Here is a 14,724-nt window from a genome sequence, read left to right as displayed (position 1 = left end):
AACCAAGCTACCGTACAATCAACCGATTCCGTATTCAACCAGAAGTGAAAGATTTAATTCGTCAATGTTTCGTTCAATTCCGTTGCCAATTGATTGAAGAAAAGCTTATTGATCAAGAAGCAATTTTTATCGATGGTACAAAAATTGAAGCGAATGCGAATAAATTTACGTTTGTTTGGAAGAAAACCATTGAAAAATATCATCAAAGTTTAATTGAAAAGTCAAACCAGCTATACAATGAGTTACTAGAGAGTGAAATCATACCTGAAATTCAACGTGAAAGCGATGAACAGTTAACATTGGAAGAGCTCGCTCAATTGGTTCAAAAAGTGGACGATGTCGTAACTGAGTATGATAAACAAATTGAAACATCATCAGATGTTCCAGAACGAAAAGCCTTAAGAAATGAACGGAAATACCCGAAACAAGTGCGCAAGCAGTTGATTGATTTTGTCCTACGTAAACAAAAATACGAAAGAGACTTTGAAATCTTCGGTACACGCAATAGCTATTCTAAAACAGATCCAGATGCGACGTTTATGCGAATGAAAGATGATTATATGCAAAACGGACAATTAAAAGCTGGATATAATGTACAAATCGCAACGGAAGGTCAATATACGCTTGCCTATAGTATATATACAAATCCAACAGATACACGTACGTTAATTCCATTTCTAGATGAGATTGAGCAGCATTATTTTGAGTTACCAAAACACATTGTCGCAGATGCAGGTTACGGTAGTGAACAAAACTTTCATGATATCCTTTCGAACAGAAAACGAGAAGCTCTTATTACGTACAGTATGTATTTGAAAGAACAAAAGAAAAAGTATAAACAAAACAGATTTAATCCCGACAACTGGACGTATGATGAAGAAACAGATACATATACCTGTCCAAATAAAAAACGTCTTGAATTTCAATATTATTCTGTCCGTAATGACCGTACAGGCTTCCAACGGAAGCTTAAAATTTACGAGTGTGAAAACTGTTCGGGATGCCCATTCCGTTTATCGTGTACCAAAGCAAAAGAAGGCAACAATCGAAAACTACTGGTGAATGAAGAATGGGAACAGCAAAAAGAATATGTAAGAGTGAAGCTTTCAGAAGAGAAAACAAGTGCCATTTATCGAAGACGTAAAATCGATGTGGAACCAGTTTTTGGATTCTTGAAGGCTAATTTGCGTTTCACTCGATTTTCTGTACGAGGAAAATCGAAGGTAGAAAACGAAATGGGCCTCGCGTTAATGGCCGTGAATTTAAGAAAAATTCACGGCCATCAACTAAAGAAAAAGAGAATTTACATACAAAAATAGAGAAAGGTCAATTTGAGTTTCCTCAAATTGACCTTTCTCACTATTTGAAGCTAGTTATGTCCCAGCCTCTTTTTACAGTCTCTCGTTATCCTTTTCACTTTTCCAAATCCATATTTAATTGTTCATTTCTCTACGTGTTCCCTATTAAAAAGGATTACTATGTAGAGCTTAGGAGGAATGGGATCACTACTGTGCGGTCAAGCAGTAGTGTTTTCATTATCACCTCCCCTATCCATTTGTTCGATACAGAATTGCTTTTAGGAAGAATTTTTTCACAAAGATACTAACACTGTTCTTGGTACTAATTTCTATGTTTCGTTTGAATAATAACTATAAGAGGGTCCGTATATAGAGTTCAACAATCAATTTCAAAAGATTTTTAGAGAGATTTCATCATTTTCTTCATTCATACCTTCAACAACAAATTGACTCCACAAGACTTCAAATACTTGGTTCTTAAATACTCCCCATTATTTAAGGTACAGAAGCAAGTTCGCCATTTTCCGGAAGTATAAATTCATTTTCCATTTCAAAACGCTGCTCCATTTCTCGATGGACAACATCATTTTGAGGCGATTTTAAAATAATGAATCGTACATCATCGACAACAACTTCTACGGTGTATACTTTCAAATTATCTCGATTCATATAGGATCTAGATTGTAATCGGCCGTTAATACCAACTAATGATCCTTTGCCACAATATTTTACGATTCGTTCTGCAAGCCTTCCCCATGCTACGCAAGGAACAAAATCAGCATCTACACTGCCTTGATTATTTCGAAAGTTTCGATTAATGGCTATAGAAAAACTTGTTTGGACTCGATTTTCCGAGATTTGTCTAAGTTCCGGATCTCGGGTCAATCGGCCGACTAGTCCGACTTGATTCATAATCTTCACCTCCTTTCGACCACGCTTTTATAATAACCAGAGCACTTAATTTTGGCAAAATCTGAAAATTGGGATTTGGCCAATTTTTAAAGTTGAAAAATACATTTTCAACGAAGCAAAAAATTATTAAATTTCTTTTTAGACTAGACGACTGTAAGACTGTCCAGCTTAAAATTGAAAGGGGCAAATAATAAATTTCGCATTTTTTCTATGTTATACTAAAATTAACTAAATTGTAGTTGGGGGAAAGTGAATGAAGACTTTTAAAATGCTTTCGTTTGATTTGGTAAATGAAGATGGAGTACTAAATATTCCCTTAATTGATGGCATCGTCATCAATCAAGAAAATAGTAGAAATTCGTGGATATTAGAGCTCTTTATATCGAAAGAGCATCAAACGATTTTTGAGACATATAAGGAGTCAGGGGATTTAATCGAAGTACATGTAATTATTTCATTTCCAGATAATGAACCCGCCCCATTTAAAGTAGTCGTTAGCGATATTCGAGAAATTGGAAATCGAATTTCAGTGTTACTGAAAGGTACTATCAAAACAAAACGTAATAAATATGCAGAACAGTTATTAAAAAATTTATTAAATGAAAATTTAACAAATGAGGAATTGCTTACACAGTTTAAAAAGGGTATGCGTGAAAGACCTCGCTTGAAGGAATTGTAAATACAAAAAAATCGCCTCTTAGAGACGATTCTTTTGTATTGTATCCTGTTAGTGCAATCATTATTTCATTACATTATTCATCTTGATTATCACGGTCATTGAGATCTTTTTCATCTTCAATGATATCTTCTTGGTTACCTTCTAAAATGCGTTCGTCGTTATTATTGACTTCACCGGAAACACCATTTTGTCCAGCACCGTTGCTATTTTGTACACCGTCTTGGTCCTCAGTATTGTCAGTGCCGTTTTCAGCATTAAAATCTTCACCTTCAGGACCACGGTTGGCATCATTATATGAATCTTCACCTACTGCATCATTTGTACCGTTATTTACATCATTTCCGTTATCGTAGGAGTCGTTTTCAAGGACGTCATTTGCACCTTCTTGGACTTCATCGACACCTTCATTTACACCTTCTTGGACTTCATTAACACCTTCATTGATGTCTTCTCCTACTTCATCAGCAGCATCTTCACCGTTATTATTACATCCGACTAATAATGCTGTCCCTAAAATAAATGCAAAAACCGGTTTTTTCCACATAAAAAATCCCTCCTTTCAACTTTTACACTCCATCACATAAGGAATGTGATTAGTCATAGAGTACCCGAGAAAGGAAGGAACTATCCGAAAAAAAGATGTAACTATTTTTGCTATTCTTTTTAAACTTTACATTGTTATTTTATGTAAATAAAAATCGTTTATTTTGGTTGAACTGGACCAATAGCAAATAAAATATCTGTTTCACAAACAAGCTCGCCTTCTACCGTTGCAATAGCATGTCCTTTCCCCATTGCACCGCGTAGTTTCACAAATTCAACCTCTAGTTTTAATTGGTCGCCAGGTACTACTTGACGTTTAAAACGGCAGTTATCAATTCCCGTTAAAAAAGCAAGACGGCCTTTATATTCTTCAGATTTTAATAATGCCACGCCGCCAACTTGAGCCAATGCCTCAACGATTAATACTCCCGGCATAATTGGATATCCTGGAAAATGGCCATTAAAAAATTCTTCGTTAATCGATACATTTTTTAATCCAACTGCTCGTTTTCCTTCTTCAACTTCAATAATACGATCCACTAATAAAAATGGATAACGGTGTGGTAAAATGGCCTGAATTTGTTCAGCTGTTAGCATTTCCCATTCCCCCTTAAAAATTTATGTATATTCGAATGAATTGAAATAATAAAATTGCAAAAGAACAGTTACCCCACTATTCTTTTCCTTCCATTAAATCAATGATGTGTTGCCATGTTCCCCATTTTAGCACATTCATTGCTTCTCCATCACCTATCACGCCAAAACCTATCATTAATCCTGAAACTGCAGCGATAATAAGTAAAATAAGCACGAGGAGAATTCTTAACCAAATAGGAAAAAGACGAAAACTATACCATCTCATTGGCTTTTCAGCAATCGTTTTGTCCCTTTTTTCTTTTTTTTCTTCTTGAGGAACACTCGGCTTTACTGATTCTTTTTTTAATACATTAAACATTGCCGTTCTCCCCTTAGAAAAATTTGTTAAAGTTTTGCCGTCAGTTATTATCGAATCCCATTAATTAATCCTAACATTTGATCAGCAATTGAAATAGCCCGTGAATTAAATTGATAATTACGTTGGGCATTAATTAAATTTGTCATCTCTGTAGAAAGATCCACATTAGAAGACTCCAATGCACCGTTCATCATGCCGATATTTACTCGAGCGCCACCCTGTAAATTTGTTAATACGTCTTCTTCATTATAACCTAATTCATCAAAATTGGCAGGGAGTGCAATATATGTACCAGATACATGTTCTAACAATTGAGGAGTATGTAATTCCGTAACACCTAACTCAAAGTTTAAAGTTTCTCCATCAGATAAATTTACACGTAATGTACCATCATTAGTTAAATTGAAGTCCGTCACATTATCAGGGAAATAAATGGCATTACCGTTACTATCAGCAACTGGGTAACCATCACCGTTCACAAGCATAACTTGACCATTTTCTACAGGTGTTACATAAAAATCACCCTGGCGTGAATAAACTAAACGTTGACCATCTTCACCATTTGGCATCAAAATATTAAAATACTGCTTTTCCTTCGTAAATGCAAGGTCTAAATCGCGATTTGTTGTTTGTAAAGAGCCTTGGGAAAAGTTCGTTTGAATTTGACCGATGTATGCTCCTACACCATAACGAATCCCAACTGGTGAATTACGAACCGTTCTATCCATTTCTTCATTATTAAATTGTTGATAAAGAAGTTCAGAAAAGGTCGCTTCATTGGCTTTATAACCAGCTGTATTACTATTAGAAATATTGTTACTTATTGTGTCAATTTGACTTTGTAACTGTCCTAATGTGTTGGTCGCTGTTATCATTGTACGTAGCATGAATAATCCCCCTCGCTTTAAACTCTTCCGATTTCATTTACTGCTTTGTCCATACTTTTATCATATGCTTGAAGAACTTTTTGATTTGCTTCAAAGGCACGATAAGCAGTTAATAAATCTGTCATTGATTGGGCTGAATCAACATTAGACCCTTCAAGGAAACTTTGTTGCATCGAGAAGGTTACATTCTCTTGCCCATAAGCTGAAGGAAGTTCAGCACCGTCTACAGTACGAAATAATCCGTTATCTTGTTTTTCTAATACATCAGGATTTTCAGAAAAAGAAACACCAAGCGTTGCTACTACTTCGCCCTCAACATAAATGTTTCCGTCTTGTGAAAGGCTAAAATCATCACTAGGTAATTGAATACGTTCTCCAGTAGCTGATAAAACATATAGCCCTTGACTATTAACTAAGTATCCTTGACCATCTAGCGTAAAATTACCATTTCGTGTATAGGCTTCTCCACCATCTGGATGTTCCAAGCGGAAAAAGATTGTTCCAGTCTGACCTGACTGTTCATCAACAGGCATTGCACCGTTTATTAACGCTACATCAGTTTTTTGGCTTGTTTCATAAATAGAACCTTGTGTATAATTTCCTAACGTTTCTTGTAAGTATACACCTGTATTTAATGAACCAATTGGATTTGCTTCGGTAAACTTCAATCCATTTTCTGTAGGTATATTAGTATTCCCTACAGCTGATAAAAGCATGTCCGGAAAGGAACGAATAGTTGACTGATCCGCTTTAAATCCAGGGGTATTGGCGTTGGCCATATTGTTTGTAATAATTTCTGTCTTTCTTTGTTGGGATACCATTCCTGTTGCAACAGTATAAAAGCCTTTAAACATAAGTATCACCTCTATTAAAGTTTAATGACATGCAGTATTGAAACATAATTAAATTCGAGAGCCTGGTGAACGATCGATATTGTCTAACATTAAGCCTGTCCCTATCGCTACACAATCCATTGGGTTATCAGCAACGAAAACAGGTACTTTCAATTCTTTAGTTAATAATTGATCCATTCCATGTAAAAGGGCACCACCGCCTGTGATACAAACACCACGATCAATAATATCCGCAGATAATTCAGGAGGCGTTTTTTCCAATACATTTTTCGCTGATTGAACGATTAATGAAACAGATTCATGTAATGCTTTTTCAATTTCAGAAGAATGAATTGTAATAGTTCTTGGCAATCCAGTGACCATGTCACGACCACGAATTTCCATCGATTCTTCACGACTACCAGGGTAAACTGTACCAATATTAATCTTAATCGCTTCTGCTGTACGTTCCCCAATTAGAAGTTTGTATTCTTTTTTTATGTATTGCAAAATATCGTTATCAAATACGTCCCCAGCTACTTTAATGGACTCACTAGTTACGATATCTCCCATTGATAAAACCGCCACATCAGTAGTACCACCACCGATATCAACTACCATGTTACCGCTTGGTTGGAAAATATCCATTCCAGCTCCGATAGCAGCTACTTTTGGTTCTTCTTCCAAGTATACTTTTTTACCACCTGATTTTTCAGCAGCTTCACGGATAGCTTTTTGCTCCACACTTGTAATGTTCGTTGGACAGCAAATAAGGATACGTGGTTTTGAGAACATTCCTTTTAAATCTAACTTATTGATAAAGTATTTTAACATTGCTTCCGTCACATCAAAATCTGCAATAACTCCATCTTTTAAAGGACGAATAGCAACGATATTACCTGGTGTACGACCAACCATTTGACGGGCTTCTTCTCCAACAGCTAGTACCTTTTTACTATTTTTATCGATTGCCACAACAGACGGCTCATTTAAAATAATTCCTTTTCCTTTTACAAAAATGAGCACATTCGCAGTTCCTAAATCGATTCCAATATCTTTAGAAAACATGATAAATTCCCCTTCCTACCTTTTCCAACATAATTCGACTTCAGTTTTCTACATTAATCTAGAATATTTTATCATATTCGAATATTAATTACATCTTTATTTATATGTGATTAACTGTTTGTCAATCATATAAAATTAATTACTTATTTTCCAATTCATTTATACATTCATAGTAAAAAAGCACTTAGTTGACTTATAAAGCCAAACTAAATGCTCTTTCAATGGTTTTGTCGGGATTGCCACTTCTTACGTGTCGCCTCGCCTCCTCGTAAATGACGAATCGATTTGTGATATGCTAATATTTCTTTTACTTCGTTTGCTAACTGTTCATTGACTAAGAATAATCGTTCTGTTAGATCTTTATGAACTGTACTTTTAGAATAACCCGTCATTTTCGCAAGGACACGAACCGTCTCACCTGTTTCAATAAGTAGCTCTCCAAGCCTAACACAGCGATGTCGAATGTGCTCGTGCACGTTCTCTTCCTTTCTATCGGATATAAGAATGTGCCGTTTTGCTAACGAAAAGGTGTTTTTTTCAACGTGTTCATATTATGAGTGTTTCATTGACGTTTGCAACTAGCGATTTAACGTTTATTCACAATATGAGTTTTTTCACAATTTCAGAACCATATTTATTAAGAAAACTACAAAAACGCCCAATATCCTTAATTAGACGTTGAATGTTTTAAGAAGTTTCAACGTTTTGAAGGATATGGACGTTTTCGCTCATCATCAATACTTGTACAAAAATCTTATAAGTCTGTTAATTCATTAGAAAGCTAAGAAATTTCTTGGGTTTACATGCTCACCATCTTGTAACACTTCAAAGTGTAGATGGTTTCCAGCTGAAGGATTCCATTCGTTTTCAGTTGTAGTGCCTAATGGTTGACCTTGAACGACTGTATCGCCTTCTTTTACAAGAATGTCCGTTACAGAGCTATAACGTGTTTCCATTCCGTTTGGATGTGTAATGACAATCTGATTTCCAGTGAAAGCATCTAGTTTTACTTCCTTTACTTCACCGCTCATTGCAGCAAGTACTTCAAAAGGTTCGTTATTAACGGCCAATGATACACCAGAAGAAGTAGAGAATGTTTGATTAAACACTAATAGTGCATTTTCCCTTGTTGCTTCATCTGCTGTGACATCGTAAAAGTCTTGTAAAACTTGTACATTGTCAAGTTGCGCTTCATCGAAAGGATATTTCAATGTTTCCGTTTTAGCGTTTGTTTCAATGACTGTTGAATCTTTTGAGGCAGTTCCATCTTGTACAACCTCTTTTTCCTCTTCATCACCAATAAGTGCTGTATAACTGAAAATCAGACCAACTAATACTACTGCAATTCCTGCATAAATTGTCGGCCAAAACCATGGCTTTTTCTGCCAACTGTTTTTGTTAGGAGAAGGCTTAATTTGTTTTTCTTCTCTCATGTTCATCACCTCAAGAAGAAGTGTGAACAAAATTTTACATTTCTAATCACATTTTGGAAAAAAATCCTTAATTTTTACAATTTAATTTTTCAATACTTGTATTTTTATAGTAATATTCGATAATTTCGTGGGCAGACGATCCGTTATCAGCCATTGCATCAGCTCCATATTGACTCATTCCAACACCATGGCCATATCCTTCTGTTTTAACGACTATCTCACCATCGATAACATCAATTTGAAAATCAGTAGAACGTAAATTTAAAAGAGTTCTTATTTCTCGGCCTGTCCACTTATTTTTATCATTAGAGACTATTTCAACCCTCCCAGTATTGTTTCGTTGCAAACGTATTTTTTTCACATCATCGATTGTCCAATTAACCTTTAATAGTTTGTTCCATTCCTCAATGGAAAAAGTAGTGACCGTTTCATAATTATCCGCATATTGAAAATCGGTACTAGCTACAGATTGTAAATAAGGAATATCATTTCCACTATAGTTTTTTGAGCTTTCAGTCATACCATTACTCATCGAATGAAACATTGCTGTTATTAATTCTCCGTTATAATAAATCACTTCACCTTCAGTGCTTTTAACAGCTTCTTGGACCTTTTTTTCAAATTCTTCATAGGATTTGTCCCAATTTTCTTTCCTAGTATCCTCGTCATAAAAAACTTGTTTTGCAACGGTAGGTTCAATTGGGATTTGTCCATAATTTGTATTTTTTAACACATAGGTTCTTGCAGCAATCGCTTGTGCCTTTAACGCTTCTATATGAAAACTTACAGGCATTTCAGCTGCGACAACACCAATAACGTATTCCTCTAAATCAATCGGAATATCACTCCCACTCACTTGAATCGTTATCTCACAAGCGTTATTAATAGAGGAACCTCCTAATTTAACGTCTTTTTTTTCATGACTTCTAAAAATGAAAGGAAAATAAAAAAGTGCAGTAATGAAACAAATGATTGATACGACTATTATCGGGTTTTTGAAATTATTAATTTTTTTCATACATATTATTTATGATAGAAAAGAAAAGATTATGATTGAACGAAAATATCATTTTCAAACTACCATTCTATTTCAACGAAAAACATTTTCTAATGGAAATCAAAAAACGACAAAACTCTATTTAGAATTTTGTCGTAAATTTGTAATATTTATATGTGCTAAAACATATGGTTAATTTAAAAAAGAAAATCAGCATTTACAAATAGCATGATTAAATTTCAACAACTTGTTCTTCTGAAATAGCAGCTTCTTCTTCAGATTGATCTTCAATTCTTTCGATAATCGCACCTAAAGAAGCAAGTTTTTTATGGAAATTAACATATCCACGATCTAAATGATGTAATTTCGTAATTCTAGTTACTCCTTCAGAAACGAGTCCAGCTAGAATTAATGCTGCTGCAGCACGTAAATCTGTGGCAGCAACTTCTGCACCTTGTAATTTGACAGGACCTTCAATAAATACTGAACGTCCTTCAATTTTTACTTGGGCATTCATACGTCTAAACTCTTCAACATGCATAAAACGGTTTTCAAATACTGTTTCTGTAATGATACTTGTTCCTTCAGCAGTAAGCATTAATGCCATCATTTGAGCCTGCATATCTGTTGGGAAACCAGGATGTGGCATCGTTTTAATATCTACAGCTTTTAGAGGCTGTGTCGCACGAATACGTAATCCTTCTTGATCCTCTATTACCTCAACACCCATTTCACGTAATTTAGCGATAAGGGCTGTCATATGCTCAGGAACAGCATTTTCAATAAATACGTCACCACCCGTAATCGCTGCTGCAACCATAAATGTTCCAGCTTCAATACGATCCGGAATAATGTGATGAGTTGTACCATGCAATTCTTTTACGCCTTCAACACGAATTGTATCCGTACCAGCTCCAATTACACGTCCACCCATACTATTAATGAAATTAGCTAAATCTACAATTTCCGGCTCTTTAGCAGCGTTTTCAATGATTGTAGTACCATTTGCTAAAGCTGCAGCCGTCATAATGTTCTCTGTAGCTCCTACACTTGGGAAATCTAAATAAATTTCAGCACCTTTTAAACCATTAACTGTTTTTGCTTCAACAAATCCATGACCAAAGGAAATTGTAGCACCCATTGCTTCAAAACCTTTTAAATGCAACTCAATTGGTCTTGAACCGATTGCACAGCCACCTGGTAATGCCACACGAGCATAACCATTTCGAGCTAGCAACGATCCCATCACAAGAATTGAAGCGCGCATTTTACTAACAAATTCAAATTGAGCTTCACTCGATAATCTTTTTTCTGCATTTATATGGATTTCATTTTTGTCTACGTTATATTCTACATTTGCATTTAGGCTTTTTAGTACTTCATTTATTGTATGAACATCCGCTAAATTCGGAACGTCTTTTATTATATTATGATTCTTTGAAGCTAACAATGATGCTGCTAGAATTGGTAATACGGCGTTTTTGGCTCCTTCTACTTTTACGATTCCTCGTAATTTTTGGCCTCCCGTAACAATGATTTTCTCCACAATTCGTCCCTCCGAATTCATTTGTCCAAAACTGTCAAAATCTGAAACATTCGTTTTTATATTTAAAACACACAAACTATCAATATAGTACTGCTAAAAGATGATATAAACAAGCATCTAAATCACTATTTTACATGAAAACACAATAATTTTCTACAATTTATAATACGCTAAGTAAAAGATAATGGTGAATTTCATGTCATAAATTACATAAAATTTCATTAAACATGACAAAGCACTACTACATATTACAACATTATTACCCAGGAAATACAAAAATTCTACAAGAAAATATCGATGATATGTTTACTTAAATCTAGATATATGTTATGTAACGACAAACGAAAGTTCATTTGTCCTTACAAGGCATATAATATGTACCTTAAATGGGAAGTAATTGTTAAATTTTATGAAAAAATGAATGGTAATTGTTGAGACCAATTTGTAATATCTAAAATAAAATTTGAAACAGTTGAGCCAATGGCAATACTTAATAAAATATAAATCAGTTGAATTTGAAAGGTATGACCTTTTTTAAAAAGTTGTTCTAGTCTAAAAGCTTGTAATGCATAAAAACTTATAACAATAAAAAGAATATGCGATATTAAACCAATACCAGCTTGTAACCCTAATGATTGATATACTTCCATATTCAACATACCTCCTTGTTAAACAGTTAAAAAGCGGACAGTTGCCCGTCCGCTTTTATCTTTGTAATGAAAATTACATATTACCCTCATGAACGCTGATACGATTAATCGCACGTTTTAAAGCTAGCTCAGCGCGTTGGAAATCAATGTCATCTTGTTTCATTTGAAGACGTTGTTCCGCACGTGCCATTGCTTCTTTAGCACGGGCAAGATCGATATTAGCTGCAAGCTCAGCAGATGGAGCTAATATCGAAATTTGATCAGGACGAACTTCAATGAATCCACCACTAACGGCTACAATTTCTTGTGAACCGTCTTCTTTTTTTAGTGTCACAGCACCAATTGCAAGTGGAGCAACCATAGGAATATGTCCTGCTAGAACACCAATTTCACCAGAAACTGTTTTAGCGATAACCATTGCGACTTCAGAATCGTACACTGGGCCGTCGGGAGTGACAATATTGACTTGAACTGTCTTCATATTTTTTCCTCCTCGTCCGAAAGTTATACCTCTACGCCCATGCTTTTAGCTTTTTCAATTACCTCTTCAATGCTACCTACTAAACGGAAAGCATCTTCTGGTAAGTGATCGTATTTACCTTCAAGAATTTCCTTGAATGAACGAACAGTGTCTTTTACGTGTACAAAAGAACCTGGTTGACCAGTAAATTGTTCCGCTACGTGGAAGTTTTGAGATAAGAAGAATTGAATACGACGAGCACGTTCAACTGTTTGCTTATCTTCATCAGATAATTCATCCATACCTAAGATGGCGATAATATCTTGTAATTCGTTGTAACGTTGTAAAGTCATTTGAACTCCACGAGCAACTTTGTAGTGTTCTTCGCCAACAATTTCAGGTGATAATGCACGAGAAGTTGAAGCTAGTGGATCCACCGCTGGGTAGATACCCATCTCAGATAATTTACGCTCAAGGTTAGTTGTTGCATCTAAGTGAGCGAAAGTTGTAGCTGGGGCTGGGTCAGTATAGTCATCGGCTGGTACATAGATCGCTTGGATTGATGTTACCGAACCTTTATTTGTAGATGTAATACGTTCTTGTAAGTTACCCATTTCAGTAGCAAGTGTTGGTTGGTAACCTACCGCAGAAGGCATACGTCCTAATAGGGCGGAAACTTCCGAACCTGCTTGTGTGAAGCGGAAGATGTTATCGATGAATAAAAGTACGTCTTGACCTTGTTCATCACGGAAATATTCAGCCATTGTAAGACCAGTTAAAGCTACACGCATACGTGCACCTGGTGGCTCATTCATTTGACCGAATACCATTGATGTTTTACTAATAACACCAGAGTCACTCATTTCGTGGAATAAGTCGTTACCTTCACGAGTACGTTCACCTACACCAGCAAATACGGAGATACCACCGTGACCTTGAGCGATGTTGTTAATAAGTTCTTGAATTAATACAGTTTTACCTACACCGGCACCACCGAATAAACCTACTTTACCACCTTTAATGTATGGAGCTAATAAGTCTACTACTTTAATACCTGTTTCTAGGATTTGTACTTCTGTAGTTAATTCATCAAATTTAGGAGCTTCGCGGTGAATAGAATCACGACGAGCTTCTGCTGGGATTTCTTCTCCTAAGTCGATAACTTCACCAAGTACGTTAAATACACGTCCTAGAGTTACGTCACCAACTGGTACAGAGATTGGATTTCCTAAGTCTGTAACTTCTGCACCACGTTGTAAGCCGTCAGTAGATGACATAGCAATCGTGCGGACAGAATCGTCACCTAAGTGAAGAGCTACTTCTAATGTTAAAGTAACTGATTCTTGATTTGGACGGTCAATCTTAACAGTTAAAGCGTTATAGATTGCTGGTAATTGGCCGTTGCTGAACTTTACGTCAACAACCGGACCCATTACTTGAATAACGTGTCCTATGTTCATTTCTGTGTACCCTCCTATCGAGTTTGGTGTCCGAGCGGGTTATTGTTCGTCATGTTTGACAAATAATATTGATCCGCTTTTCTTCCTTTTATAAACGACATTGGAGTGCTGAGCCTATTCTAAGGCTGCAGCTCCACCAACGATTTCTGTAATTTCTTGTGTAATCGCCGCTTGACGCGCACGGTTATATTCAAGAGATAATGCACTAATAAGTTCTTTCGCATTATCAGTTGCAGTTTTCATCGCTGTCATACGAGCAGCATGTTCACTTGCTTTACCATCTAATAAAGCACCATAAATTAAGCTTTCTGCATATTGTGGAAGTAAAACTTCTAGAATTGCATCGCCTGATGGCTCGAATTCATAAGATGCATGAACGCCTTCACTTGCTGGAGCTAAATCAGTAATTGGTAATACCTTTTTCTCAGTAACTTCTTGTGAAATAACACTGACAAAGTGGTTATAGTACATATAAAGTTCATCATATGTACCATCAGCGAACATACCAACAGCTTTACGAGCGATTTGTTTAACGTCAGAGAAAGAAGGTTGGTCAGGTAAACCAATAATACTTTCAATTACGTTATAACCACGTTTCACGAAATAATCACGTGCCACACGACCGATTGCCAAAATCACGTATTCGTCTTTTGACTTATGACGCTCGTTTAATGTACGAGTTAACTGACGTAAAATACTTGAGTTATATGCCCCTGCAAGACCACGGTCAGATCCAATAACTAAATAAGCTGTTTTCTTTACAGGACGAGATACTAACATTGGATGTGTTGCATCCGAAGTACCTGATGCAATTGCAGCAACTACATCTTGTACTTTTTCCATATAAGGAACGTAAGCTTTTGCATTTTGTTCTGCACGGTTTTTCTTAGAAGCAGAAACCATTTGCATGGCTTTTGTCATTGCGCTCGTTTTCTTCGTTGAACCAATACGATTTTTAATATCGCGTAAGTTTGCCACTGGTATTTCACCACCTTTTCGTTTT

The 14,724-nt window shown here is 35.9% G+C and carries 17 protein-coding genes; 2 read left to right on the top strand and 15 right to left on the bottom strand.

Annotation, left to right across the window (positions count from 1 at the left end; all coding sequences use genetic code 11):
* Positions 1-1,319: IS1182 family transposase (locus tag EC501_RS06515; RefSeq protein ID WP_122971485.1), on the top strand; the 1,319-nt coding region annotated here is incomplete at its 5' end.
* A 474-nt stretch (positions 1,320-1,793) separates the two neighbouring features.
* Here EC501_RS06515 and EC501_RS06510 read toward each other — a convergent pair.
* Positions 1,794-2,210: a single-stranded DNA-binding protein gene (locus tag EC501_RS06510; RefSeq protein WP_122971484.1), complete on the bottom strand. Its 417-nt coding sequence runs from the start codon at positions 2,208-2,210 to the stop codon at positions 1,794-1,796.
* Between the two features lie 253 nt (positions 2,211-2,463).
* Between EC501_RS06510 and EC501_RS06505 the strand changes: the two genes are divergently transcribed.
* Complete coding sequence (locus tag EC501_RS06505; RefSeq protein ID WP_122971483.1) at positions 2,464-2,889, top strand: YwpF family protein; 426 nt, start codon at positions 2,464-2,466, stop codon at positions 2,887-2,889.
* A gap of 73 nt (positions 2,890-2,962) precedes the next feature.
* On the opposite strand, the gene EC501_RS06500 is transcribed toward EC501_RS06505, so the two are convergent.
* From EC501_RS06500 to atpG, 14 genes are all read right to left on the bottom strand, one after another.
* Entirely contained in the window at positions 2,963-3,433 is a 471-nt protein-coding gene (locus EC501_RS06500) for a hypothetical protein (protein ID WP_122971482.1), read from the bottom strand.
* A 158-nt stretch (positions 3,434-3,591) separates the two neighbouring features.
* On the bottom strand, positions 3,592-4,029 hold the full coding sequence (gene fabZ, locus EC501_RS06495; RefSeq protein WP_122971481.1) for a 3-hydroxyacyl-ACP dehydratase FabZ: 438 nt from the start codon (positions 4,027-4,029) through the stop codon (positions 3,592-3,594).
* A gap of 76 nt (positions 4,030-4,105) precedes the next feature.
* Positions 4,106-4,387, bottom strand: a complete 282-nt coding sequence (locus EC501_RS06490) for a DNA-directed RNA polymerase subunit beta (protein ID WP_174232660.1) — start codon at positions 4,385-4,387, stop codon at positions 4,106-4,108.
* Positions 4,388-4,434: 47 nt separating this feature from the next.
* Positions 4,435-5,274, bottom strand: a complete 840-nt coding sequence (locus tag EC501_RS06485) for a flagellar hook-basal body protein (protein ID WP_122971480.1) — start codon at positions 5,272-5,274, stop codon at positions 4,435-4,437.
* Between the two features lie 17 nt (positions 5,275-5,291).
* Positions 5,292-6,128 carry a flagellar hook-basal body protein gene (locus EC501_RS06480; protein ID WP_122971479.1) on the bottom strand — a complete coding sequence of 279 codons (837 nt, stop codon included), beginning with the start codon at positions 6,126-6,128 and terminating at the stop codon, positions 5,292-5,294.
* Between the two features lie 48 nt (positions 6,129-6,176).
* Positions 6,177-7,175 (bottom strand): rod shape-determining protein, encoded by a 999-nt coding sequence (gene mreB, locus EC501_RS06475; protein ID WP_122971478.1) that lies wholly within the window; start codon positions 7,173-7,175, stop codon positions 6,177-6,179.
* Between the two features lie 218 nt (positions 7,176-7,393).
* The gene (locus EC501_RS06470; RefSeq protein ID WP_122971477.1) at positions 7,394-7,651 is read right to left on the bottom strand and encodes a sporulation transcriptional regulator SpoIIID; all 258 of its coding nucleotides are present in this window, start codon (positions 7,649-7,651) and stop codon (positions 7,394-7,396) included.
* 297 nt (positions 7,652-7,948) lie between these two features.
* A complete protein-coding gene (locus EC501_RS06465) occupies positions 7,949-8,608 on the bottom strand; it encodes a M23 family metallopeptidase (RefSeq protein WP_122971476.1) in 660 nt (219 codons plus the stop codon).
* A 67-nt stretch (positions 8,609-8,675) separates the two neighbouring features.
* Positions 8,676-9,464 (bottom strand): stage II sporulation protein D, encoded by a 789-nt coding sequence (spoIID, locus tag EC501_RS06460; protein WP_241559286.1) that lies wholly within the window; start codon positions 9,462-9,464, stop codon positions 8,676-8,678.
* A 373-nt stretch (positions 9,465-9,837) separates the two neighbouring features.
* On the bottom strand, positions 9,838-11,151 hold the full coding sequence (gene murA, locus EC501_RS06455; protein WP_122971474.1) for a UDP-N-acetylglucosamine 1-carboxyvinyltransferase: 1,314 nt from the start codon (positions 11,149-11,151) through the stop codon (positions 9,838-9,840).
* Between the two features lie 407 nt (positions 11,152-11,558).
* Complete coding sequence (locus EC501_RS06450) at positions 11,559-11,801, bottom strand: DUF1146 family protein (protein ID WP_122971473.1); 243 nt, start codon at positions 11,799-11,801, stop codon at positions 11,559-11,561.
* 73 nt (positions 11,802-11,874) lie between these two features.
* The gene (locus EC501_RS06445) at positions 11,875-12,282 is read right to left on the bottom strand and encodes a F0F1 ATP synthase subunit epsilon (protein WP_122971472.1); all 408 of its coding nucleotides are present in this window, start codon (positions 12,280-12,282) and stop codon (positions 11,875-11,877) included.
* Between the two features lie 23 nt (positions 12,283-12,305).
* Positions 12,306-13,721 carry a F0F1 ATP synthase subunit beta gene (gene atpD / locus EC501_RS06440; RefSeq protein ID WP_122971471.1) on the bottom strand — a complete coding sequence of 472 codons (1,416 nt, stop codon included), beginning with the start codon at positions 13,719-13,721 and terminating at the stop codon, positions 12,306-12,308.
* 114 nt (positions 13,722-13,835) lie between these two features.
* Positions 13,836-14,699: an ATP synthase F1 subunit gamma gene (gene atpG / locus EC501_RS06435; RefSeq protein WP_122971470.1), complete on the bottom strand. Its 864-nt coding sequence runs from the start codon at positions 14,697-14,699 to the stop codon at positions 13,836-13,838.
* Positions 14,700-14,724 lie beyond the last annotated feature (25 nt).

The organism is Lysinibacillus halotolerans (assembly GCF_003711845.1).
Classification (GTDB): domain Bacteria; phylum Bacillota; class Bacilli; order Bacillales_A; family Planococcaceae; genus Ureibacillus; species Ureibacillus halotolerans.
The sequence above is the reverse complement of the archived record's forward strand: the minus strand, read 5'-3'. Positions and strand labels throughout refer to the sequence as shown.